This is a genomic window from Treponema denticola (genome assembly GCF_024181605.1).
Classification (GTDB): Bacteria; Spirochaetota; Spirochaetia; order Treponematales; family Treponemataceae; genus Treponema_B; species Treponema_B denticola_B.
Genome location: NZ_CP054477.1, coordinates 581,043 through 604,995 on the forward strand (window position 1 = coordinate 581,043; position 23,953 = coordinate 604,995).

Sequence of the window (23,953 nt, forward strand, 5' to 3'; positions counted from 1 at the left end):
AACTCTTCATACAATAATTATGAAAGGGGAGAAATTTTCTCTTTTAAATAATTTTATTGGAGTTTTATATGAAGCAACTATTTAAAATAACCCTCCGCAACGACTATGCTTTTAAACGAGTATTCGGAGTGGAAGAAAACAAGGACGTACTACAGGACTTGTTAGAATGTATATTGGATAGTAATATGTTTTTTAACTATTGAAAAATTGATATTTATATGGTAATATCTTTAATAAAGATAATGCTAAAAATTTACAAAATAAGACGGGTTCTTAGGGCAGAGCCCTAAGCGGTTCTTTTGAAGATAGGAGGGGTTATAGGGGAGGAAAGAAATCTTTTATCCGAAAAAGTGTCTTTCCTCCCCTAATTAATCCGGAGGTGAGAGAAGTGTTAGCAGAAAATTCAGAGATGATGAAAAAAGCAAATGCCGCTATTTCTGTAATGGAAATGAGTCCTAGAGATAAATGGCTATATGATTCCCGTATGAAATATGAACATGACAGGGCATCATGTATAAGCGAAGGTTATCGGCAAGGTCTTGAGCGTGGTCTTGATAAAGGTGCATACCAAAAAGCTCTCGAAACGGCAAAGCTGATGCGTATGCATAATTACCCGATTGCCGAAATTTGTACAATATCGGGTCTTTCCAAAGAAGAAGTAGAAGCGATTAATTAATTGGTAATTTGTAATGTGTAATTATGCCGAATTTTGAGATTTGACAAATTTTTCATTTATGTGCTATAATATACTTTATGGAGAAAAAGTATTGGAAGATAGGTGTATTGATTCTCATTTTTTTGGGGCTGGTAGTTGCGGGAACACTCGTTGTTTATCAAAAACTCCCTGCGGGACAATCTTCGGGAAGTCCTGTAGGACACCCTACCGGAGAGCAGGCGGAGCTTTCTAAAACGGAAACTGCCGAGCCTGAAAAACCTAAACAGGAGAGCGAAAACACGGAACTTAAAAAGGAAGAGCCTAAAAGGGTTGTACCTACAAAAACGCCCGGGAAGGAAGTACTTAAAAAGGCGGCACCCAAAAAGATAGAACTTAAAAAAGCATCTAAGGCAAAAGAGAGTGATGTTTCGGCTGACCATGTTCAACCGGCTGAACCGCCTGAAAAGCCCTCAATGGGAATCTCCCTTGCCGGTAGGGATAAAAAAACTTTTAACTGGTCCTTAGGACTCTTGGCCGAGGCAAATATGAATTCGCCTGACGGTTATGCGATGGGCACGGGACTTTACACCCTTTTTATGCTTCCTTTAAAACTCAAAATAGGGCACCTATCCTTGGGAGCCAGGACTCTTTATTCCAATGACTTTAAAAAACATCATATTTTTGATGCAGCCCTCTTATTCCGTTGGAATTTTTATGATTTTTCAAAGATAAAAAAACGGGATTCGGGCTTTTTTATCCAATTGGAAGGCGGTGCCGTTTTCGGCCTAAAAGAAAGAGAGCCTTCAAAACTTTTTATGTATGCCCTCGGCGAAGCCGCATTCGGTTACCGCTTTACAATAAATAACTTTTTTATCGAACCCTATCTAAGAGGCGGCTATCCCGTAATCTGGGCAATAGGAATCAGCGGAGGATTTAGAATATGAAAAAATTTTTTGTTTTATTTTTGGCGATACTTTTTGTATCGGTTACGGCTTGTAAAAACCCGTTTTTTAAAAACATGCTGGATAAGGATTCGGGGAATGAAGGGGCCGGAAATTGGAATTCTCAAAGTTACGATTTTGTTCTTGTCACACCTCCTGCAAACGGCATCGTAGGCGTTGCCCCTGACTACCCCTTACCCGGAAGTCAAGATTATTGGAAAGGCGTATTTATTGCAGGGCGCACGGTAAAACTGAGTCCCTATAAGATTGGCAAAATGGAGGTAACCTATGAGTTATGGTATAGTGTACTCAAATGGAGTACTGATAATGGTAAGGGATACGTCTTTGCAAACAAAGGGCTTGAAGGTTGGGACGGCACAGGCGGTGGAGGTAGTTATCCTAATTATGCGAATATCGGTAAGCCTCCTACAGCAAACAAAAATCATCCTGTAACGATGGTAAGCTGGCGGGACTGCATAGTATGGTGTAATGCGTATACGGAAATGAAGCTGGGCTCCGATGAGCAATGTGTATACCGCGAAAGCAATGCTTCTGGTGCTGCGGTATTAAAAGATGCAACTGCTACAACTGCTTGCGATGCCGCATACGCCGATATGGGTAAAAAAGGCTTTAGGCTGCCGACCGAAGCGGAATGGGAATACGCAGCCCGCCGGCAAAATGACAACACAAATGCGACAGACTACGGCGAAGGTGGTAGTAATGTATGGCTGACCAAACTAAACAGTGCAAGCGGAGCAACAAAGCCGATAGGCTTTAACGGACTGAGCCTACCCGACGGAGAAACTTGGGAAAGTTTACGGGATGAACTTACTAGAGTTGCCGTTTACTATAATTGGTGGAACGGAACCGGCTGGATACATCAAACACCTGCGGTAACGAAGACCGCCGCAGCCGGAAGCAAGACTGCAAATGCACTCGGTTTACACGATATGAGCGGGAACGTATGGGAATGGTGTTTTGATGGGTACGAAGCCGAGATAGCAACCGGCGAGGTTACCAATCCTCAAGGTGCCGCGTCAGGCTCTAGCCGCGTCGAACGCGGCGGCAGTTGGCTCGGCTACGCGAACGGCTGCGCTGTAGGCCTACGGTTCAACCACAGTCCTGACTACAGGAGCTTCATTCATGGCTTCCGCCTGGCTTGCCGGCCTTAAGTTCACACATTTTGCCTATGAGGTTGAGCAGCGCAGGGCGCAGCGTAAGCCGCCCGAAGCAGTGAAACCGAACAGGCAAAATGTGTTTTGTGGTGCAGTAAATATTTGAAAAAAATAGTAAATTATAAAAAGATTTTTGTAATCGATTCAGTTTTTAAAAATTTCTTTGCGAAGTTGAGCGTGAGCTCAACGCTTTGCGCTCGCTGCGGTTAAATAATACCCTTACAAAATTACCGAAGTTGTGGTATAATAATAGATAAGGACATAGGCGGTATGATGCAGAACATTCTTCAATAGATGAGCATAGGTACAAAACAATCGGTATGGTAAATAAGGTGTTGACTGTTATCTATACCGAACGTAAAACTGCAATCAGAATTATTTCGGCACGCCTTGCCGAACAGGAGGAAATAGATGAGTACTATAAAAACTATGAGTTTAGATGAAGTTGCAAACTACGAGATACCCGCTGAAGATTTGGAACGGCTGAATAATTTTAAGAATACTGATTTTTCCGATTGTCCGAAAGATACGGCTGCACAGTTGAAACTGTATAAACCATGGTATAAACTTCATCCTCACGGTTATGGACAACAAAAAGCCGATATGCAAACCGAAATTGATGATGACCTTCTTGCATGGCTGAAGCAAGGAGAGGAAGGTTATCAGACCCGTTTGAATGCAGTATTACGCTGGGCAAAGCAGAACGGTTGCCCTATGGCAGCTCTTGGAAGAAGGTAATTGACTGAGGATAGAAACAAGGATTTTCCGATGGCTCATACAAAAACAAACTTGAAATAGCAAATCTTATGATGTGTATGAATTATCCGAACACTCGAACGAGTGTATACCCTCCACTCGGACGAGAGGCAGAGTGTTCTGCAGAACCGTCTTTAGACTTACCGCAATCCCTCTGTTTTCAATCTCAGCTAAAGATTAAACTAAAAATTTGATAACAATGCGGGTTCTTAGGGGCGGAGCCCCTAAGCGGAATTTTGGCTGCTAAAGCGGACAGGATGTCCGCCTGTATAAGCTATAGTTTTTCGATTTCTTCTTCGGGAAGACCGGTTATCTTTTTTATTAAAGACATATCCAGTTTTTCCATTTTCATAAGTTTGGCTGTTTCTCTCTTATTTTCATAAATACCTTTATACCTAGCATCCATCTCAAAAGTTGACATTAATCTATATTCTTGTCTTGCTTGTTCATTTTGTTTTACTGTTTGTATCATAGCCTCTATCTCCCTTGTAAATTTGCTTTTTGCTTTGCCCGTTTTAAGGTATTCTAAAAACTCTTTTAATTCTTTGTCTTCGGTATTTTCAAAAGCCTCTGAGTTTATTATAACCTTTTTTGTTCCATTTTGTAAAGATATATTTTTATCTTCAAGACAGATATTTTCAAAGGTGTAAATGGGCTTATTTTTCCCGATAGCATCAAAAGTGCAAATAAAAATTATAAAACTGTCATTTAAATTATTATAGGAATTCCCCCTATCCAAGAACGAAATATCGATGGCTGCTTGGTAAAATCTCATTCTTTTAGGTATATTCTTCTCGTTATTTACCTGCATTTCCACATCGTAGAATTTACCGTTTTCAGTTTGTACTAACACATCGAATCTCACTGACTTTGCCTGTTCATAGGTGTTAATATTATGCTGTACCGAAATATATGCAATTTTGCCTATTGTGTCTGATAGTATCATTTCAATAAGTCTTTTGCATAAATCCGGATTTTGCATAACTTTACAAAACATAAAATCGTCTTGTAAAGTCAAATCTTCAAATCTTTTTATCATTTGTGTTCTCCTATTTTTTTTATATTCTCCCTCCTCATTATATTTATAGAAAATATTTAAAAAAAATAGTAAATTATAAAAAGATTTTTGTAATCGATGCAGTTTTAAAAAATTCCTTTGCGGAGTTGAGCGTAAGCTCAACGCTTTGCGTCCCTTGCGGTTAAATAATCAATAAAATGTAAAATTACGCCTAAAAAACAACACAATTATCGACATCGAAATTCAAAACAGGTGGAACAGCGAGTTTATCCAACGAACCATCTTTTTTAACTATTGAAAAATTGATATTTATATGGTAATATCTTTAATAAAGGTAATGCTAAAAATTTACAAAATAAGACGGGTTCTTAGTGATTGCAAGCTGGCGTAGCAATCCAAGCCCTAAGCGGTTCTTTTGAAGATAGGAGGGGTTATAGGGGAGGCAACAACCAACGAAGTTTCTAGGTCAAGAAATCTTTTATCCGAAAAAGTGTCTTTCCTCCCCTAATTAATCAGGAGGTGAGAGAAGTGTTAGCAGAAAGTTCTGAAATGATGGCAAAAGCCAATGCAACAATAGAAGTAATGGAAATGAGTCCAAAAGAAAAATGGCTTTATGATTCCCGTATGAAATATGAACATGATAGGGCTTCATGTATAAATGAAGGTTATCAACGAGGTCTTGAGCGTGGTCTTGATAAAGGTGCATACCAAAAAGCTCTCGAAACGGCAAAGCTGATGCGTATGCATAATTACCCGATTGCCGAAATTTGTACAATATCGGGTCTTTCCAAAGAAGAAGTAGAAGCGATTAATTAATTGACATTCGCCTTTTTAATACATCAAATACTTTTCTCTCATCTTTAAAAACTTTTTTTCGTCTTTTTCGATAAATTTAAAGTAGTCATCTAAGGAAAGGCTCATCGAGCTTAGCTTGTTTGTTCCGCTTAATAAATTGAGGCCGCAGAGTTCGGCAGGGTAGTTATTTATCTTAAACTTATCGGGATACATTTCCCTTATTGTGTACATCACCGCGATTGCAGCTTTTACGGGCAAGAATTTGTTTTTATCCCTGACGATGATTTGAACTCCTTCGCATAGCTCATCCTTATAAACCGAAAGGGCAGGTGTAAAATAGGCGGGCTTAAAAAAGACTCCCTCAAGCTTGAGGGCATTTAGAGCTTCTGCTAAAGCCTCGGCATCTATATAGGGGGCTCCTATGTATTTAAAGGGCATGGTTGTTCCTCTTCCTACCGAAATGTTTACCCCTTCAAAGATACAAAAGCCCGAATAAACTAAGGCGGTATCGGCTGTAGGAATATTGGGCGAAGGAGGCACCCACATTAAATTAAGGTCTTCAAAATAATCTTCACGGCTCCACCCCTGCATGGGGACTATTTTTAAGTTACAGCCTATCTTAAATTCTTTATTGAACATTAAGGCTAATTCTCCCACGGTCATGCCGTGCCTTTGCGCAATCGGAAAATAGCCCGTAAAGGATTTATATTTCTCTTCCAAAATATTCCCCTCAACGTTTATGCCGTTTATAGGATTGGGCCTGTCAAAGACAACAAAGGTTTTTCCGTCACGGGCGCATGCTTCCATTGCATAGGCCATTGTGTAAATATATGTGTAAAACCTTGCTCCTACATCCTGAATATCGAAGCATAAAACATCTATTTGTTGAAGCATCTCTTTTGTGGGCCGCTTTGTTTTTCCGTAAAGGCTGTAAACGGTAAGGCCGGTTTTTTTATCTACCATGTTGGAAATACCGGCTCCATCCCTTGCATTTCCCCTTATTCCGTGTTCCGGAGAAAAAAGGCTTGAAAGATTAGTCTTTTCGTATAAGATTTCGATGCTTGATCTTCCTAAAGAGTCTATACCTGTTTGATTGGTAATCAATCCAATTCTTTTTCCTTTAAAAAGATTAAAAAATTCGTCGACGCGTTCAATTCCCGTTTTAAAATCGGACTCGTCCGGCTTACCTGCTTTTTTTTCTGCAAAAACTATTAGGGCAAGACTACAAAAGCAAAATAAAAAAAGCGTTTTTTTCATCTTGCCGTTCCTTCAGCTTGTTTTTTTGCTAAGTTTTTCTTTGAGTTCCTTGATTGAATTTCTGCAAGTATGGCCATAGCTTTTTCACTTTTTAAAAATTGTTTTAGGACTGCAGATTGCTTTGATTGTTCTTTTATGCTTTCCATTATGGCTGTCAAATCCTTGCGGGAACCTTCGTTATCATAAATTTGAGGTGTCATAGTTATAAGTTCTTTTCTGCCTACCGCAAGTTCTATAAGCATTTGATCCAGCAGAGCATTATCATAGTTTTTAAATGCGGAATAAATAAGGGTGGTAATGGCTCCATAGTTTTTTGCAAGATAAAAATCGCCCTCATATTTTCCGCGCAAGTTTTTTCCAAAAAGGGCAGGGGTGTTTTTTGCGCTTGTAAAGATTATGATTATTAAATCTTCTTTAGGATCGATTAAGGTTAATGTCCCCGTCCAGCCTGTGTGTCCTATTGTGTTTGCACTTGCAAGCTGCGAAAAAGCCCAAGCATAGCTGTTATTAAGTCCCTGCCTCCTCCATCCCAAGCCTGCCTGCGAAAAAAAATTCCCCTGACTGGTAAATAAATTCAAAACGCTTGAATCGAATAGTTTGATATTTCCGTAACCGCCGCCGTTCAGCATTACCTGAGCCAAAACTGCTATACTTTCGGCATTTGCAAAAAGCCCTGCATGGCCGCTTACCTGATCCATTGAATTATAGGCCTCAGGGTCGTGTACCGTTCCGTGAACCGGTAAATATTTTATATCTTTAAATTTTTCGTCCTTTGTCCTTTTGGGTGAGCGTATTTCGGTTGCAGTGATATCTTCTTTTGTAAATCCTTTTTTTAAAGGCTCATAGCAGACTGAAGATAAATTTAAGGGTTTGTAAAGGTTTTCTTCCGTATACTTATCCAAGGGCATGCCCGTTACCTTTTCTATAATCAAACCCAAAAGCATATAATCTATATCGGAATATAAAACCTCAGTGCGAGGAGAATATATTAAGGGAGTGTTGCAAATCAGCTCTAAAACAATCTCCTTGTTTTGTCTTTTATCGCTTTCCTTTTTTTTTGTTATTTTTTTGTTCACATAATATTGTGCCCCTGCCGGAAAACCTGCCTGATGCTTTAATAAGTCCTCAACGGTAATATCGCCCTTTCCCTTAAAGCGGGCCCTCTTGTTATCTTGAAAATCAGGAAAAAAATCTTTTACCTTGCCATAGATTGAAATTTTTTCTTCGGATATAAGTTTTTGTAGTGCAAAATTTACCGTATACATTTTGGTGTTGCTGGCTAGATCAAAAAGAGTTTCTTTTGTGATAGGCTTTTTGTTTTTGTGCAACAGGGGTTTCCCAAATTCGTCAACGGTGCTGATATAACCGTAGGCCGAATTTTTTATCATCCTTCCGTTTTTTACCACTACAAGCTGAACCGAAGGAAATCCGTTTGCTGTTTGTGCCTCCATAATGTCATCTATTATTTGAAAGGCTCTATAATTTACATTATTTAATTTTTCTTTTTTTTCGATAATGGAAGGGTAGGGGATTTTTACCGATAAGGTATAGGCTTTCAAAAAGCCCTTATCATCTTTTTCTGCTTCAATGTTTGTAATGAGTAAGTTATTGGTTCCGTTTATTACCTCATCTCCGATATAAATTTGAGTGTACTTATTTTTACAGATTTTTTTTGTATCTATTTTTTTTCCGTTTAAATATAAAAGAAATTTTTTTACATTTTCGGTATGAAAATAAACATAGCCCTGTCCCGTATAGGCCTTAAAAGGAATAAAGCTATTCGGTAAAATTGAAGGATCGTATTTTTCTTCATCCGGAGGAAAGCTTATATCCGTTTGAAAGCCTAAAAAGCCTCCTTCGGTTTCTTCCGATTTATAAATGTAGGCGTCTGCCGGTTCGCTCTTTATCTTTGATATTTGAGCCGAGCGGCATGACAAGATTAAGCTGATAACAAAAAAAATGCACAAAAATTTTTTCATTTGCCCATTCTATCATAAAATGTAAAAATAGAAAAGAAGAGAAATTTCTTCTTGCACATCAACGGATTATTGTATATAATGAACTGGGAGGTTCGATAAACAGTTCGGCAGGAATTCAGCCTCACTGTTTATCTGCCGAGTTTGCCTTTCGGCAAACGTCGCATTATTGTATGCGGTTTTGTAAACAAACCGCTTGAAAAAAACTTTTTTCAGGATTTGATTCGCTATCCGCTTTAGCGGATACGATGAAAAATTTCCTTGCAGAACAGAGCCGAAAGGCTCTGATATTTGCTGCAAAAAGTTTTTATGGAGGATTCTTATGTCAAAATTTAAAATGCAAAAGGCTAGCGCCGAAATTCTGGATAAATTGATAAAGCCTATTTCATCGATTACCGGTGCCAAAAATGAAGGGTTTTTAGTAACTGCAGGATGCGGAACTGAGCGTGAACAATGGAATACAATGACTGCCGGCTGGGGATCTATAGGTTTTTTATGGAATAAACTTACAGCTACCGTTTATGTAAGACCTACCAGATATACTTCCGAATTTGTTGATAAAGAAGATTATATAACTCTTTCTTTTTTTGATGGAGATGATCCATGGGCTAAGGATATGCTGGCTTTTTGCGGTTCCGTTTCGGGCCGAAATGCCGATAAAGCAAGGGAAACAGGTTTAAAACCCGTAATGCTTGAAGACGGTGTTATAGCTTTTGAGCAGGCTAAAACCGTTCTTGTATGCCGAAAACTCTACCGAAGCGAATTCGATATGGACTTATTTGTTGACCCGCAGATTATTATAGATTCATATCCAAAAAAAGATTTTCATTATGTTTATATTTGCGAGATAGTTTCCGTTTATACAAAATAGAGTTCTTTATTAGGGGCTTAGCGGCCTATGATAGATACATTTGCCCCAAACCATTTTTTACTCGTTTTTTCTAAAAAATCGGTTTTAGCCATATCTTCTAAAGTAGATTTGACGGCATTCATCAGGGCGATGTCCTCTTTTCTAAAAGCTATAACATATTCTTCGTAAGCTATAGCTTCATCCAGCACCCGATACGAGCCTTTTCTTGCTTGTATCAGGCTGCTAATTGAAAGAAGGTCGTATACTACACACTCTATTTCATCCTTTTCAAGAGCATTTACGGCTTCTTGGGCACTCTGAAACACAAGCGTGTTTTTAAATACTCCGTGAGTAGATTCGGCTTTTTTAAGACTTTCATGTATAAATGATGAGGATGTAATACCTATTTTCTTTTCCCTTATGTCTTGAATGGTGTAATAAGGCGACTTATCTTTTACAACCAATATTATAGCACTTTTTATATAAGGTGAGGTAAGAGAATAAATTTTATCACGCTTCTTACTGTATGCAAAGGCACTCCATATACAGTCGATTTGTCCATCCTTAAGTAATTTATCTCTTTGATCCCACTTAATGACTTTAAAAATCGGTTTTATTTTCATACGATTGCACAGTTCTTGAGCTACTTCTATGTCATAACCTTCCATTTTTGTCGTAAAAAGGTTTAGAAAAGAAAAAGGAGGATAATCATCCCGAATCCCTATTATAAATTCTTTTTTTACAAGAATTTTTGCAAGAGAAATATCGTTTGCTTTTTTTTGGATACGGACAGCCTTGGGTTTACAAGATGTCATAACCAATATCGTGAATAAAAAGATAAAGCTAAATTTAAAAATATGATTGGAATTTTTTTTCATAATAAATTTTCCCTTTTACTTTCCAAAAATCAGTAAATCTTTACCGAACCATTTTCTTGAAATCTTTTCAAGAACGCCTTTTTTTTCTAAAATGTATAAAACTCTTTCTATTTCCGTTTTTAAAGCCTTATTCCCTTTTTTAAATGCATATACATAGGAGTCTAAGGCTATAGCTTGTTCAACAAGACTGTACACATCCGGCTCTTTATTTAAGTATTCCGTCATTGTTGAAATATCTCCGACACAGGCGTCCAGTCCAAGGTTTTTTAAGTCTCCCAACATTTGAGGAATATTCTCATATGAGTCGTTTAATGAATGAATTCGAGTCATAATATCGGGATTATTTTTAATCAAGTCTGCTCCAAAACTTCCTTTTTGTCCCCCTATCTTCTTATCTTTTAGATCTTCAAAGGTTTTAATATTCTTTGATCTCAGAGTTAAAATAACTACGGCATTGCGTAAATAAGCTTGTGTAAGCTCATAGGTCTCATTTCTCTCATCCGAATAAGAGAATCCTGATGCAATACAGTCGACGGATCCCGTAGTTATCAGCTCGTTTACTTCGGTAGGAACTATTGAGCGGAATTCTACCTCGATATTCATTATATCTGCTATTTCTTCGAATACATCAATATCAAAGCCTGTTATTTCGTCTTTATTATTATAAAAACATATGGGCGGATTATATGCATTTACCCCTACAATTATTTTAGATCTTACAAGAACTTCGGCTAATGAAATATCATCCGAAGATATTTCATCAATTTCATTTTTTTTACATGAAAATATCAAGCTGAATAGCAAAATTACCGCAAAAAAAACTGCCTTTGAGTTTAATTTATTACGCATGAAACAAATATATCATAGTATCTGCAAATTGTAAAGAACGGAAAAGGCGCTTGTTTTCATTATTGAAACTTTTATCAAAAAATGATAGAGTACAAAAGATTATGAATGGGAGATATGATAAACAGGAGAAATTTGTGAACGATAAGATTGCCATTATCGGAGCAGGCTCTTGGGGAACGGCCGTGGCCTGTTCTTTAGGAAAAAACGGACACAGAGTTGTGCTTTGGAGCCATACTGCCGGCGTTGCCGATTCGATAAATACTGACCATATAAACGAAAAATACTTACCTAAGCATAAATTGCCTAAAACCGTTTCCGCCTCTACGGATATGGAAGAGGTATGCAAAGATGCTTCTTTTATATTTTTAGCAAGTCCTTCACTCTATTTAACCTCAGCGGTTGAAGAACTTCTTAAATTTGCTCCTTTTAGCCATGATGACGGCAAAATGCCTTATCCTACAATCGCCGTGCTGACAAAGGGTTTTATTCCTGATGAAAACGGAGAGCCTCAGTTTATAATAGACGTTTTGGAAAAAATGCTTCCCGATTTTTATAAAAATCACTTGGTTTATGTAGCAGGCCCCAGCCATGGGGAGGAAGTGGCCGAAGGTAAGCTGACCGGCCTTATAGCTGCATCTCAAAACCCCATGTGTTCTATCCGCTGCCGAGAGATTTTAAGGTCGAGGAGTTTGCTTGTTTATTCCAGCTTGGATATAATCGGAGTGCAGGTTTGTGCGGCCGCTAAAAACGTTATAGCCGTCGCCTTCGGTGTTTTGGATGCTTTAACCGTAACCTCCGATATTTTCGGCGACAATACCGAATCCCTACTTTTGGCTGCCGGCTTAAACGAGATTCAGGCTATAGGCAGGGCTATGGGGGCGACTCATCCCGAAACCTTTACATCGATTTCCGGAGTAGGCGACTTGGACGTAACCTGCCGAAGTAAGTACGGAAGAAACCGCCGTTTCGGTAACGAAATTATCACAAAAAAAATTCTTCTTTCCTTTGAAAATTTGGACGATCTTATTAAAAATATCGATAAGATAGGCTACTTGCCTGAAGGCGTTGTCGCCTGTAAATACCTGAACATTCTTGCAGAAAAGCGTAATTTAAAGCTGCCTATCTGTTCGGGGCTTTATAAAATCTTAAACAAGGAATTAAAACCTCTTGACTTAATAGAAAACTTATTACAGGGAGATACAAAGTAATGCTCGAAAATATTACCGAAAAATTCAGCGGGATAATGCGCTCTTTGAGCGGTAAATCCAAAATTACCGAAAAAAATATTGAAGACACAATCGAAGAAATAAAAACAGCTCTTTTGGATGCCGACGTAAACTTGCGCGTTGTACGCCGTTTTATAAATGCTACAGCAGAAGAAGCCAAGGGCGAAAGGGTTTTAAAGTCCGTCGATCCCGGTCAGCAGTTTACAAAAATTGTATACGATAAAATGACCTCCTTTTTGGGGGATGAAAAAAAAGCTCTTGACCTAAGGGGGCCTGACACCCAGTCGGTAATCCTCTTTTTAGGTCTCCAAGGCTCCGGAAAGACTACCAGTGCCGCAAAATTGGCCTTAAAGCTTAAAAACGAGGGCAGAAAGCCCTTGCTGGTTGCCTGCGACCTTGTCCGCCCTGCCGCCGTAGAGCAGCTTTCCGTTTTAGGCGGAAATATCAGTGTGCCCGTTTACAAGGAAGAAACTAAAGATGCGGTAAAAGTAGCAAAAAATGCTCTGGCCTTTGCCAAAAAGAACTTTTATGATACGGTAATAGTCGATACGGCAGGCCGCCTTCAAATCGATGAAGACATGATGAAGGAAATCGTCAATATTAAATCTGCCGTAAAACCTATGGAAACCATTCTTGTTGCAGATTCAATGACCGGTCAAAGTGCCGTTGATGTTGCAAAGGAATTTGACGAGCAGGTAGGGCTTTCAGGCTTGATCCTTACAAAATTCGACTCCGATACCAGAGGCGGTGCAGCCCTTTCCTTAAAGACCATAACAGGTAAGCCCATTTTTTACATAGGAACAGGCGAAAAACTCGAAGATCTTGAGCCCTTTTATCCCGACCGCATTGCAAGCCGTATCTTGGGCATGGGCGACATTGTTTCTTTGGTTGAAAAGGCCCAAGCTCTTTATGATGAAGAAGAGGCGGAAAAGCTTCAAAAAAAGATGCAAAGCGAAAGTTTCAGCCTTGCCGATATGCTCATGCAGTTGGAGCAGGCCGAAAAGATGGGGCCCTTAGAGTCAATGCTCGATATGATTCCCGGGCTTTCAGGTCAAATAGACAAGGATAAGCTTGACCTCTCGCTTTTAAAACGCCAAAAGGCCATAATCCAGTCGATGACCTTAAAGGAAAGGGATAATTTCCGCATTATCGGGCCTCCCCGCCGTAAACGCATTGCAAAGGGCTCAGGAACCTCCGTAGGCGATGTAAACAAGCTTTTAAAGCAGTTTGAAAAGACCCGTCAAATGATGAGGAAGGTGTCAAAAAATAAGGGACTGCAAGCTAAAATGATGTCCGGCGGGTTTTTCGGATAAGTTTCCACATTAAAATTAAAAGATTAAAATTAAAAGGCCTTGAAGCGTTAAGCTCAAGGCCTTTTTAGATAGTCACAGTTTCCTTTTGTGTTTTAAGGACGCATCTTTTTTTCGGATTTTGCTTGACATTGAATGCATTTTAAAGCGTAGGGCAGGGCCTTTAGTCTGTCTTCAGGTATCTGGTCCTTGCAGGTAATACATTTTCCGTATTTGCCTTCCCGTATTCTTTCCAATGCAGAATCAATCTTTTGCAGTTTTTTTACATTATTTTCTCCGATAAATTCGAGCATATCTCTGTCGGTACTATATGAGGCCAAATCTGCAAAGTCTTTGGGGATGCTGTTTGCTAAGGTTTCTGCATACTCTTCATCATTTCTCTGCAATGAAGCGAGTATTTCCTCCCTCTCTTTTAGCAAATATTCTTTCATTTCCTCAATAAACTTCTTTTTCATACACATCTCCTAGTTGACAATTTTTTTAATAGACTTTAGAATTATACGACTAAATCAAGCAAAAAGCAAATGTTTTTTTTGAATTTATTCATTTTTTTGGAGGTCTTGTGGCTAAGGAAGAAGCAATTGAAGTTGAAGGTATTGTTAAGGAGTCTCTTCCCAATACTATGTTTAGGGTTGAGTTAAAAAACGGTCATGTTATTTTGGCTCATTTATCCGGAAAGATGCGGAAGCATTATATTAAAATCGTACCGGGAGATACGGTAAAAGTTGCCTTATCCCCCTATGACTTGACAAGAGGCCGAATTATCTTCAGAGAAAGATAAACGTTTATCTTTAGATAAACGCTTATCTTAAAGATAAGCTCTAATCGAATATCGCCATATAGCCTTTCCTTATTCGGAGAACTCCCTCTGCAACAAGGGATAAGGCTAAGAGAAAACCCAAAATTCCTAAAAAGATAATACTCTTAAATAGCAGGAGACCTACTATTGTCAGTAGTATGCCGCTTATAAGTATCTTAAAGGCTTCACTTCGGCTAATTTTTTCTCTTTTCTTTGCATTTTCGCTTCGGATATTTCTCCAATTTTTCCACCAATTAGAGCTGAAAATGTCGTCTCCAAAGGGATTTGTGTTTTGACCGTAAGTATAGGTTTTCTCTGAAGAGTTAAAGGGGGTTGATGTACCGAGGTCGTAGTCTCTTCGTCTTTGAGGGTCGGAGAGCACGGAATAAGCCTCGCTTATATGCTTAAATTTCTCTTCAGCTGCCTTGTTATCCGGGTTTTTGTCGGGATGATACTTCATAGCCAAGGTTCTATATGCCTGTTTAATTTGGTCTTCATCAGCATTATTAGAGACATTCAGTATACTGTAATAATTTTCCACTAACCTATCACCGTTCCTTTAAAATCTTTACCGTTGAGAATGTTTTCCAAATTCTCAATATCTTTTCCGGCAGCACATATTACTTTTATACCTGCTTTTTGGGCTCTTTGGCTTGCTATGGGGTCAAAAGGGGTGTTTTTTCCGGGTACCCATTCCGTCCCGACTATTTTTATAAAATCTTCCCAAGATATTGAATCTATAGGTCTTGCTTCAGGATTCTTTTTAGGATCGTCGGTATAGACTTTGGCAATGTTTGAAAGATTTACTACCAAATTTCCCGAAAACCTTTCTGCAAGGACTACGGCATCATTATCCGTAGAAAAGCCGGGTTTCCAGCCTGCTGCAACCAGTATTTGACCGCCGAACATATCGACTGTTGTCGGGTCGTAAATGACAGGGTTGGGGCAAAGATCCTCAAAAACAGCCTTTACAAGCTGGGCATTGAGTCTTGTAGCCATTATTCCTATCCAATCCGCTTCATCATTTTTGGCAGAGGCCTTTCGTAGGTCACAAACTGTCCTGTATGCGTTTTGATAATCTCTGGCAGGAGCACCGCCTCCGATTACCATAATAATTTTTCGTGATGAATCTTGCGAAAGCCAATTTCTTATAGTTTTTGAAAATTTATCTAAAAAATCGAAATCCGGTTTATCCGGGGCTACTATAGAGCCTCCTACCGACAAAACAGTTACCATACTATCCCTCCTCAAGGATAATTATCTGTATATTAACAACTGTACATAAAAAAAAGTTTCTTAAAAATTTCAGTTAAATGCATTGTGTCGAATTCCGAGGCTCCTGCAGAGGACAAAAGCTCAATAAAAAATGTCTCATTTATTTTTTTTCCGCCTTTTTTAAATAAACCTAGGCCCGAAAGGTATTTGCATATCTGTTCCGAGTTTTCTTGAATCATCTTCATTGGAGCTTTTTGTAGGTAAATGTTTTTTTCTATGCTTGGATTATCTTTTTTTGATAGCGGATTATTCTTTTCTGCTATATACAGGGAATAGCAAAGAATAAGCACGGCATGGGAAAGATTATAGGAGCCGAAGTCTTCTTCAGCAGGAATATTAACCGAAAAAGAGCATAGATTAAGCTCTTCATCTATAAGCCCGGTGCGTTCATTTCCAAAAACAAGGCCTAATCTGCCTCCGTAGAATCTTTTTAAGTCAAGACATAGGTCTTCGGGGCTCATGCCCAGATCTTTACGTTTATGGCCTGTTCGTCTGCTGGTTCCTATTAAAACAGAGCAATCCGATGCGGCTTCTTTTAGGCCTTCAATGGTAGGAGGGTAAAAATGAGCATTTTTCCACACATGGGAGGCGTGAAGGGCCAGTTTTAAGACTTCCGTTTCATCATAATCTTCCTTGCTTCCCGTAATTCTCAAATCCTTAAAACCCGTATTTGCCATAACTCTGCATACGGCTCCTATGTTTGCACTTGTTTCCGGCCGGCAAAGAATAATTGTTTTTTCAAAGTTCATTTTTGTATATTGCCTTCATTCTGCCCTTATGTCAAGAGAAATTAAAAAAAAATCTTAAATTCGGAAAAATAAACTACAAGTTTGTAAATATTAGCCGATACTGTAACTGTAAAAGTTTTTTTTTGTTATCTTATGATATCTTTTGAATTATTAAAAGTGCAAGTTACAGAAAAATAGATTTTTTTTGTTTTTTTATTTGACTTTTTTTTAAATAAAGGGTATAATGGAGTTTAGACATACTGGATTATTTCTTTATTTTGAAAATAAAGTGGGAGAATTATGAGTAATAACAGTGTTATAGCCGGTTTTGATGATGAAAAAGATGATAGTTTAAAGATTCGGCTTCAAAGAGTAGATGGACTTGACAAATGCGTAGTTGTTTTTTTGAATGGCTATATTGATACCTATAACTCTGCGTTTTTTCAAAAACGCATTGCAAAGATTATAGACAGCGGTTTTATACAGATTGTATTTAACTGTGCTGCTTTAAATTACGTTTCATCCACAGGTATAGGTTCGTTTACAGCCTTTTTAAAAACCGTAAAACCAAGAGGCGGAGATATAGTTTTATTGGATATTCAACCCAAAGTATATGAAATATTCCAGCTTCTGGGCTTTTCACAATTTTTTAATATTAAGGATGCTTTGTCTGATGCAGTTTCATTTTTTCAAAGTTCGAGTACGACTGCAAATGCCCAAGTATTTCCGAAAATATTTGCTTGTCCCATATGCTCAAAGAAACTAAAGGCTACTAAGGCAGGCCGTTTTAGATGCTCGGAATGTAAAACTATATTGGCTATCGATAATAATGCTCAGGTTTTTTTGGGCTAAGGTTTAATCTTAATTTAAAATTGCAGTTTATAAGCCTGTTTTCTTCAATCAGGCTTATAAACTGCAATAAATGTTTTCAGGCTTATCTTTAAATTTCTAAAACTATTTTTATCTTACAAACGAATTAACCGAGAGCGGGGAACCTATCCATATCCCTTCGGCTCCAAGGTATTCTTTTTTCTTACCTTTGATTAAAAACTGAACGGAACTTACCGTTGAAAATTCACATGCAGTAAAAACTATCTGTTCAAGCTGGGCTTGATAGGCCTCTATGCCGTATCTGTTAAATTGAAAATCTTCGCTTATATTTACTTCTGCAACCCCGTTTTTTACTTCAATCGATAAAAGCTTTGTATCGGGCGGAATAAAAGAGCGGAAGCCTTGTTTTGCTTCTTCCGCTGAGGGGCCTTGAAGGAGGCTGTTTATGGCTTCGGTTAATGGCGAGTCCGTTTTTTCAAGCTGCCTCATAACCGGCTTTCTTACTAATTTACCGTCCGAATCTATTTTAACCAGATAAATTTTAGAGTTCCGTTTTTCAGATGATTTTTCATTTTTTTGCTCAAGTTTGGACTCCTCTTTTTTAGATTCGTCTTTGTTTTTGTTTTCAGAGTTTTTTTTGCCGGTTTTAGTTTCCGTTTTTGCCGGTTTTTCATTTGATCTTTGAGGACTTGGCTTTTTTTCTTCTTTGGATTTATCCGAACCCTTAGTTTTTTGCGGTTCCGAATTTTTTTTGACCGTTTTTTGAACTTGTTCAGCCGGTTTTTCCGGGGCGGCTTCGGTTTTTTCTTCGGAAGAATTTTCTTCATTTTTTTCTGCCGCTCTGATTTTTTCTATTTCGTTTTGAATGCCTTCAATATCCGCTTCATTTTGCTTTTCTTCTTGCATTTCTTTTTTTTGGAATATGCTTATTGCATTTGTTTTTTCAAAAACACGGGCAATATTGTCTTTGTTGATAAAAAAAAGCAGGGCAACCAATAAAATAAATGCAAGCCAAAAAAAACAGCCTAAAGATGTATTTTTCTTTCCCATAATCACCATATAATAATATATTTTAGAAAAAAATACTACACTTTTTATAAAAAAGTATATACATAATGTTAAAAAAATTGTATAATCGTACAATATGATAGTAGCGATTGATGGACCTGCAGGCTCAGGTAAAAGTACTCTTGCAAAGATGCTTGCTGAAAACTTGAACATTACGTTTATGAACACGGGCAGTTTTTACAGAGCATTGGCTCTTGCTGTGCTGCGTTCTTTCGGAGGCGGAAATGACGGAAGCGGAGGACAAACTCCCGATCTTTCCGATGAAGAAAAATGGACATCCTTTGCAGAAAAGACGGAACTTTTTTATATAAACGGCTCAATGTTTTTGGGTAATGAAAATGTTGAAGCTTATCTTAGAAGTGATGCTGTAGAATCCATCGTTGCTCCTCTTTCAGCTATAGTTCCTATAAGACGCATATTAAATAAGAAAATTCGCGAAGAAGCCTCTAAAACCGGAGCTGTTTGTGAAGGCCGGGATATGACTACCGTAGTTTTCCCTAATGCCGATATTAAGTTTTACCTTGATGCTTCTGTAGAGGCCAGGGCAAAAAGGCGCTTTGAGCAGGGAACAAGCAATCTTTCGCCGGAAGAAATAAAAAAAACGATTCTCGAAAGAGATGAGGTGGATAAAAACAAAAAAGAAGGGAGCTTAAAAGTAGCTCCCGATGCCGTGTATCTGGATACATCGGACTTAAATATAAATGAAGTTTATGCAAAAATGCTGGCGGAGGTGTCGGCAATAATGCCGGCATCAAAGTCGGAAAATATCAATAATAAAGGGTTATCTATGGAAAAGATGGAAGTGGTAAAGGATGTTGAAAAAGACTCCAACGGAAACATCCAAGCACAATTACAAGAGGAGTACTTAAATAATTTTGAGGCTCCAGAGGCGGGGACAATTAAAGAAGGTTATGTTGTTGCTGTAAACAACGGAACCGTTTTTGTCGATGTAGGCGGTAAATCCGAAGGTCATATTCCTTTGGATGAGTTTGATGAAGAACCTAAGGTAAATGATAAGGTAAATGTTCTTATCGAAAAAACCGAAAGTTCTAACGGTCATTTGGCCGTATCAAAACTCAAGGCCGATAGGCTTATTCTTCAAAAAGAGTTTAAACAGGCTTATGCCGATAAGACTCCGATTGATGGTACTATCGCAAAGCAGGTAAGAGCCGGTTATGAGGTAAAGCTCGGCGGCGGATTGACTGCTTTTTTACCTTTGAGTCAGGCAGATGTATCCAGAGTTGAAAAACCGGAAACTTTGATAGGTGTAAAGTCGAAATTCTACATTGAAAAATTGAGCTTTAACTCACGCTCAGGTGAAAATATTGTTGTAAACAGACGTAAGTACATGGAAGGGCGTACCGAAAAAGAAAGAGACGCCTTTTTTCAAAATACAAAGATAGGCGACACCGTAAAGGGAACTGTTAAGAGCTTTACCAGTTTCGGTGCCTTTATTGATTTAGGCGGTTTTGACGGACTCTTACATATCAATGATATGAGCTGGGGTCATGTAACCCGTCCTAAGGACTTCGTAAAGAAAGGCGAAGAAATAGAGCTTAAGGTAATCCGCCTTGATCCGGAGAACAAGAGAATAAACCTCTCATTAAAGCATTTTAGTCAAGATCCTTGGCTTCAGTTTGAAGACAAGTTCCATGTTGACGACATAGTTACCGGAACGGTTACAAAGACAACGGACTTCGGAGCTTTTATCGAGTTGGATGAAGGAATCGAAGGTTTGGCCCATATCAGCGAATTCAGCTGGGTTAAGAAGATTAATAAGCCTGAGGACATATTAAAGCCCGGAGATAAGGTAACATGTATGATTCTCGGCTATGATATTCAGGCCGGAAGAGTTTCTTTGGGTCTAAAACAGGTTACGGATAATCCTTGGGATACGATTGAAGAGCGTTATCCTGTAGGAACACGCTTAACTCGAAAGGTCGTTAAAATTACAAATGCAGGCGCCTTTATTTCTCTTGAAGAAGGAATTGACGGATTTTTACATGCAGATGATATTTCATGGATTAAACGTGTAAAACATCCGGGAAGCGAACTTGAAGTAGATAAAGAAATCGAGGTTATTGTTATCGAATGCGATGCCGAATCAAGAAGAATCCGTTTGGGTATTAAACAGCTTACCGATGATCCGTGGGAAAAATTCGGAGCCGCTTATAAAGTCGGTTCTACCGTTGAAGGTGAAGTTTCCTCAATCACCGACTTTGGTGTATTTGTAAAGGTTCCCGGAGATATTGAGGGTTTAATCCACAAACAAAATTTGGTTGAGTCCAGGGATGAAACACCTGAAGAAGCTCTTGCAAAATATGCTGTAGGGGATAAGATCAAAGCTGTAGTAATCGAAATAAATCCGAGAAACAAAAAAACCGCTTTCTCAATTAAAGATTTTAAGCGAAAACAACAGCAGGAAGAAATTTCTCAGTACATGTCAACAGAACAAGAAGATGATGATTCATCTTATACTCTTGGAGACCTTTTAAAGAATAAACCGGAGTAAATCCGTTTGTCTTATGAGTACGGTTGAGAGCATTAAAAGAGATAAGCTTAATACTCTTATAAACACAAGTTTGCTGATAAACTCAAATTATTCGGATTTGAGTGTTCTTTTGGAGAGGATTGTAGAATCGGCAATGGAAGTTGTAGAAGGGGATGCGGCGTCTCTTTTGATGCTTGAACCTGACGGTGGAAGACTTAGGTTTGAAATTGCAATAGGACCTAAGGGGATTGAAGCAAAAAAGATGGTGCTTGCATTGGACGGTATTGCCGGCTGGGTTATAAAATACAATCGGAGTGCCATCATAAACGATGTATTAAGCGATCCGCGCTTTGATCCTACCGTGCAGAAGGTTACAGGTTACAAAAACCGTAATATGATTGCAGTCCCAATGCGCATTAAAGATGAATGTATCGGGGTGATTGAAGTCTTAAACAAGAGAGACAAAAAAGATTTTGATGCAGACGACTTAAACGTATTGGAACTTTTTGCTACGCAGACGGCTATTGCCTATCAAAATGCAAAGCATTATGAGAAGTCTCGGGAAGAAATTATTTGCCTTCAAGATCAGCTGGAGCAAGATAGAGGCTACCATACTTTTATTGCAAAAAGTAAGGTGATGAATGAAAAGCTTGAGCTATGCCGTAATATAGCGGCTTCCGATGCCTCCGTACTCATATTGGGTGAGAGCGGGGTTGGAAAAGAGCTTATTGCCGAACAGCTTCACTTGAATTCGAGACGTGTTAATAATCCCTTTATCAGGGTGAACTGTGCTGCCTTACCCGAAGGCTTGCTTGAAAGTGAGCTTTTCGGTCATGTAAGAGGGGCCTTTACGGATGCAATTTCGGATAGAAAAGGAAGGTTTGAGCTGGCCGATAAGGGAACTATTTTTTTAGATGAAATAGGTGATATCCCTTTAACCTTGCAAACAAAGCTTTTAAGGGTCTTGCAGGAAATGGCCTTTGAAAGGGTAGGTTCAAATAAAACTCTTACGGTTGATACCCGAATTATTGCTGCCACAAATAAAAATATAGAAGAGCTTGTAAAGCAGGGGAAATTCAGATCGGATCTTTACTACCGCTTAAACGTCTTGCCTATATATATTCCGCCTCTTAGAAATAGAAAGGAAGATATACAGGAACTGGCACATTTCTTTTTAAAGAAGTTCAGCAAAGAAGTAAAAAAGCCGTTTTTAGGTTTTTCGCCTGATGCGGAAAAGCTTATAAATGCTTATTATTGGCCGGGAAATATTCGGGAACTTGAAAATGCTGTTGAGCGGGCATGTGTTTTGGGTAAGCCTCCTTATATCGAGGAAAAAGATTTGCTTTTAAAACTTGAATCCTCTTCTTTTGAGTCTGAGGGTAATTATTCAAATCCGGATTTAAAATCGGCCATAAATGATTTTAAAAAATCTTTTATTGTCAAAATTTTAAATGAACATAAATGGAATCAAACAGCTGCTGCCGAAAAACTCGGAATACAGCGTACATATTTATCGAGATTGATAAAAGAGCTCGAAATTAAGGAGATATAAAATGGTTTTGGAAGAAAATAAAGATTTGGCACAAAAAATCAATGATTTTTTAGTCCAATATAGAAAAATAGTGCTTGGCATTTTAGTTTGTATTTTGGTTGCCGTTGCCGGTATTATTGTTTGGTTTGTAACCGCTGAAAACTCCAAGAAAACTTCGGTAACAAGTGTTGAAAAAATTATTTATGAACTTGAAGACTTTAAACGGGAAGATCGGGCTAAAAATCCTGCATCTGAAGATGACGGCGGGGAGAACGAAAAAACCGTTTCTGAGGCTGTGAAAGAAGCTGAAGACAAGGCCATTGAAGAATTAAAAACCCTTGGTTCAAAATATTCTTCTTCCTATGCGGGCTTTCGGGCAAATACTGTGATAGCCGAAATCTATTTTCAGCGAAAAATGTATGAAGACGCTTTAAAATTTTATGAGCTTGCAGCAAAAGCCGTAAAAAATTCTTATGTAGAAGGAGTCGCTTCTTTTAATGCTGCCGCTTGTGCCGATGAGTTAGGAGATAAAGAGAAAGCCCTCGCTTATTATGACAGAGCTTCAAAGGTTGAAAATTTTCCGCTGATTCCCAGGGCTATCTTTAATACGGGCCGCCTGTATGAAGCCTTGTCAAAAAAAGAAGATGCCATCCTTTCTTATAATAAACTTTTGGAAAAATACCCCCAAAATGAATGGGCGCTTCTTGCAAAATCCCGTATAGTTGTTCTTACAGGAAACGATAAGCAGTAAATTGTTTAAGGATAAATTCGGTATATGCCGGTTTATCCTTAACAGAGGTCATATGCTTGGGAAAAAACTATTATGTTTATTCAGTATTTTTATTTTTTTCTCCTGCGGTATAGATGATATTGTTTATTTGGAGCCACCAAAATTAGTTCACAGTCCTACAGGGTATCATGATGCAGCTCATATGTATTTTGAGTTTGAAACCTCAGATAAAAAAAATTGGGGTATTGGTGAGTTTTTGGGATTTGAAGTGTATTACCGTATTTATGAATCGGAAACAGATTGTAAGAATCTGATAAAAAATATGGTGCAGTATGATGAGTCAAATCCTGCCAACTCCGTTAATCACCTCCTATCATCTTATAATTATAGGCTGTTAACATATCAGGGACACTCCTATCAAGATAGACCTATTGTTTTAGCTCCGGCTGCCAGCCCCGTTAATGATCGCCTTGTAAACTTCCGTCTTGAGGTTATTGACTCCTTTTCTAATTATTTTGAGATACCCGGATTGCCCCCGCGTAAGGTCTTACGTCAATTTGGTGAAGACTTCACTGTTGTAAAGCGCGGGGATTATGATGTTCAATCTTCAAGTAATCCTTCTCCTGATTCGTTTTATGTTGCAGCCTTTGCTGCAACTTACGGCTTCGATAAAAGCTTTAGGCCGCTTTATAGCAGCCTTATTTCATTGGGGTATGTTAAAATAAAAAAGAATACATAGTTTTATATGTATAAAATATAAAAAAAATACTGTATAAAAAAATACTTGAAATTTTCAACACGATATGGTAGAATC

22 protein-coding genes and 4 pseudogenes are annotated in these 23,953 nt (G+C 38.4%); 16 read left to right on the forward strand and 10 right to left on the reverse strand.

Going from position 1 to position 23,953, the window contains the following annotated elements:
• Positions 1 to 68 precede the first annotated feature (68 nt).
• From E4N80_RS13015 to E4N80_RS02530, 5 genes and pseudogenes are all read left to right on the forward strand, one after another.
• Positions 69 to 676, forward strand: a pseudogene (locus tag E4N80_RS13015) (PD-(D/E)XK nuclease family transposase).
• Between the two features lie 77 nt (positions 677 to 753).
• The gene (locus E4N80_RS02515) at positions 754 to 1,599 is read left to right on the forward strand and encodes a hypothetical protein (RefSeq protein ID WP_253700172.1); all 846 of its coding nucleotides are present in this window, start codon (positions 754 to 756) and stop codon (positions 1,597 to 1,599) included.
• On the forward strand, positions 1,596 to 2,768 hold the full coding sequence (locus E4N80_RS02520) for a formylglycine-generating enzyme family protein (RefSeq protein WP_253700174.1): 1,173 nt from the start codon (positions 1,596 to 1,598) through the stop codon (positions 2,766 to 2,768). The genes E4N80_RS02515 and E4N80_RS02520 overlap by 4 nt, the downstream gene beginning before the upstream one ends.
• A gap of 290 nt (positions 2,769 to 3,058) precedes the next feature.
• Positions 3,059 to 3,214: pseudogene (locus E4N80_RS02525) on the forward strand (BrnT family toxin); the annotation flags it as partial.
• Positions 3,183 to 3,509 (forward strand): BrnA antitoxin family protein, encoded by a 327-nt coding sequence (locus E4N80_RS02530; RefSeq protein WP_253689408.1) that lies wholly within the window; start codon positions 3,183 to 3,185, stop codon positions 3,507 to 3,509. The pseudogene E4N80_RS02525 and the gene E4N80_RS02530, both read left to right, overlap by 32 nt.
• 292 nt (positions 3,510 to 3,801) lie before the next feature.
• On the opposite strand, the gene E4N80_RS02535 is transcribed toward E4N80_RS02530, so the two are convergent.
• Positions 3,802 to 4,566: an Rpn family recombination-promoting nuclease/putative transposase gene (locus E4N80_RS02535; RefSeq protein ID WP_253700178.1), complete on the reverse strand. Its 765-nt coding sequence runs from the start codon at positions 4,564 to 4,566 to the stop codon at positions 3,802 to 3,804.
• 190 nt (positions 4,567 to 4,756) lie between these two features.
• On the opposite strand from E4N80_RS02535, the pseudogene E4N80_RS13020 reads away from it, so the two are divergent.
• Positions 4,757 to 4,843: pseudogene (locus E4N80_RS13020) on the forward strand (hypothetical protein); the annotation flags it as partial.
• Between the two features lie 212 nt (positions 4,844 to 5,055).
• A pseudogene (locus E4N80_RS02545) lies at positions 5,056 to 5,361 on the forward strand (PD-(D/E)XK nuclease family transposase); the annotation flags it as partial.
• Positions 5,362 to 5,376: 15 nt separating this feature from the next.
• Here the strand turns inward: E4N80_RS02545 and E4N80_RS02550 are convergent.
• The gene (locus E4N80_RS02550; RefSeq protein WP_253700179.1) at positions 5,377 to 6,597 is read right to left on the reverse strand and encodes an exo-beta-N-acetylmuramidase NamZ family protein; all 1,221 of its coding nucleotides are present in this window, start codon (positions 6,595 to 6,597) and stop codon (positions 5,377 to 5,379) included.
• Positions 6,594 to 8,576: a penicillin binding protein PBP4B gene (gene pbp4b / locus E4N80_RS02555; protein WP_253700181.1), complete on the reverse strand. Its 1,983-nt coding sequence runs from the start codon at positions 8,574 to 8,576 to the stop codon at positions 6,594 to 6,596. The genes E4N80_RS02550 and pbp4b overlap by 4 nt, the downstream gene beginning before the upstream one ends.
• 319 nt (positions 8,577 to 8,895) lie before the next feature.
• Between pbp4b and E4N80_RS02560 the strand changes: the two genes are divergently transcribed.
• Positions 8,896 to 9,444, forward strand: coding sequence for a hypothetical protein (locus E4N80_RS02560; RefSeq protein WP_253700182.1), 549 nt, complete (start codon positions 8,896 to 8,898; stop codon positions 9,442 to 9,444).
• 17 nt (positions 9,445 to 9,461) lie between these two features.
• On the opposite strand, the gene E4N80_RS02565 is transcribed toward E4N80_RS02560, so the two are convergent.
• Together E4N80_RS02565 and E4N80_RS02570 are read right to left on the reverse strand one after the other, a co-directional pair.
• Positions 9,462 to 10,301: a substrate-binding periplasmic protein gene (locus tag E4N80_RS02565; protein WP_253700184.1), complete on the reverse strand. Its 840-nt coding sequence runs from the start codon at positions 10,299 to 10,301 to the stop codon at positions 9,462 to 9,464.
• A 15-nt stretch (positions 10,302 to 10,316) separates the two neighbouring features.
• Positions 10,317 to 11,150, reverse strand: coding sequence for an ABC transporter substrate-binding protein (locus tag E4N80_RS02570; RefSeq protein ID WP_253700186.1), 834 nt, complete (start codon positions 11,148 to 11,150; stop codon positions 10,317 to 10,319).
• Between the two features lie 134 nt (positions 11,151 to 11,284).
• Here E4N80_RS02570 and E4N80_RS02575 point away from each other — a divergent pair, with 134 nt between their 5' ends.
• Both E4N80_RS02575 and ffh read left to right on the forward strand, forming a co-directional pair.
• Complete coding sequence (locus E4N80_RS02575) at positions 11,285 to 12,358, forward strand: NAD(P)H-dependent glycerol-3-phosphate dehydrogenase (RefSeq protein ID WP_253700188.1); 1,074 nt, start codon at positions 11,285 to 11,287, stop codon at positions 12,356 to 12,358.
• Positions 12,358 to 13,689, forward strand: a complete 1,332-nt coding sequence (gene ffh / locus E4N80_RS02580; protein ID WP_253700190.1) for a signal recognition particle protein — start codon at positions 12,358 to 12,360, stop codon at positions 13,687 to 13,689. Before E4N80_RS02575 ends, ffh begins: the two co-directional genes overlap by 1 nt.
• A gap of 92 nt (positions 13,690 to 13,781) precedes the next feature.
• Here the strand turns inward: ffh and E4N80_RS02585 are convergent, their stop codons facing one another.
• A complete protein-coding gene (locus E4N80_RS02585; protein WP_253700192.1) occupies positions 13,782 to 14,141 on the reverse strand; it encodes a TraR/DksA family transcriptional regulator in 360 nt (119 codons plus the stop codon).
• Between the two features lie 107 nt (positions 14,142 to 14,248).
• Between E4N80_RS02585 and infA the strand changes: the two genes are divergently transcribed.
• A complete protein-coding gene (gene infA / locus E4N80_RS02590) occupies positions 14,249 to 14,467 on the forward strand; it encodes a translation initiation factor IF-1 (RefSeq protein WP_002668257.1) in 219 nt (72 codons plus the stop codon).
• Between the two features lie 40 nt (positions 14,468 to 14,507).
• On the opposite strand, the gene E4N80_RS02595 is transcribed toward infA, so the two are convergent.
• From E4N80_RS02595 to E4N80_RS02605, 3 genes are read right to left on the reverse strand one after another with little or no spacing between them, the layout of a single operon-like run.
• Positions 14,508 to 15,026, reverse strand: a complete 519-nt coding sequence (locus E4N80_RS02595; protein ID WP_253700194.1) for a DnaJ domain-containing protein — start codon at positions 15,024 to 15,026, stop codon at positions 14,508 to 14,510.
• Positions 15,026 to 15,721 carry a UMP kinase gene (gene pyrH / locus E4N80_RS02600; protein WP_253700195.1) on the reverse strand — a complete coding sequence of 232 codons (696 nt, stop codon included), beginning with the start codon at positions 15,719 to 15,721 and terminating at the stop codon, positions 15,026 to 15,028. The genes E4N80_RS02595 and pyrH overlap by 1 nt, the downstream gene beginning before the upstream one ends.
• Before the next feature lie 32 nt (positions 15,722 to 15,753).
• Complete coding sequence (locus E4N80_RS02605) at positions 15,754 to 16,509, reverse strand: RNA methyltransferase (RefSeq protein ID WP_253700197.1); 756 nt, start codon at positions 16,507 to 16,509, stop codon at positions 15,754 to 15,756.
• Between the two features lie 279 nt (positions 16,510 to 16,788).
• On the opposite strand from E4N80_RS02605, the gene E4N80_RS02610 reads away from it, so the two are divergent.
• On the forward strand, positions 16,789 to 17,340 hold the full coding sequence (locus tag E4N80_RS02610) for an STAS domain-containing protein (protein WP_253700199.1): 552 nt from the start codon (positions 16,789 to 16,791) through the stop codon (positions 17,338 to 17,340).
• 108 nt (positions 17,341 to 17,448) lie between these two features.
• On the opposite strand, the gene E4N80_RS02615 is transcribed toward E4N80_RS02610, so the two are convergent.
• Positions 17,449 to 18,369, reverse strand: coding sequence for a GerMN domain-containing protein (locus E4N80_RS02615; protein WP_253700201.1), 921 nt, complete (start codon positions 18,367 to 18,369; stop codon positions 17,449 to 17,451).
• A 94-nt stretch (positions 18,370 to 18,463) separates the two neighbouring features.
• Between E4N80_RS02615 and rpsA the strand changes: the two genes are divergently transcribed.
• The 4 genes from rpsA to E4N80_RS02635 are packed head-to-tail and all read left to right on the forward strand — an operon-like array spanning position 18,464 to position 23,878.
• Positions 18,464 to 20,899: a 30S ribosomal protein S1 gene (rpsA, locus tag E4N80_RS02620; protein WP_253700202.1), complete on the forward strand. Its 2,436-nt coding sequence runs from the start codon at positions 18,464 to 18,466 to the stop codon at positions 20,897 to 20,899.
• A 13-nt stretch (positions 20,900 to 20,912) separates the two neighbouring features.
• The gene (locus E4N80_RS02625) at positions 20,913 to 22,430 is read left to right on the forward strand and encodes a sigma-54-dependent Fis family transcriptional regulator (RefSeq protein ID WP_253700204.1); all 1,518 of its coding nucleotides are present in this window, start codon (positions 20,913 to 20,915) and stop codon (positions 22,428 to 22,430) included.
• A gap of 1 nt (position 22,431) precedes the next feature.
• Positions 22,432 to 23,160: a tetratricopeptide repeat protein gene (locus tag E4N80_RS02630; RefSeq protein WP_253700210.1), complete on the forward strand. Its 729-nt coding sequence runs from the start codon at positions 22,432 to 22,434 to the stop codon at positions 23,158 to 23,160.
• Between the two features lie 52 nt (positions 23,161 to 23,212).
• Complete coding sequence (locus E4N80_RS02635; protein WP_253700212.1) at positions 23,213 to 23,878, forward strand: hypothetical protein; 666 nt, start codon at positions 23,213 to 23,215, stop codon at positions 23,876 to 23,878.
• Positions 23,879 to 23,953 lie beyond the last annotated feature (75 nt).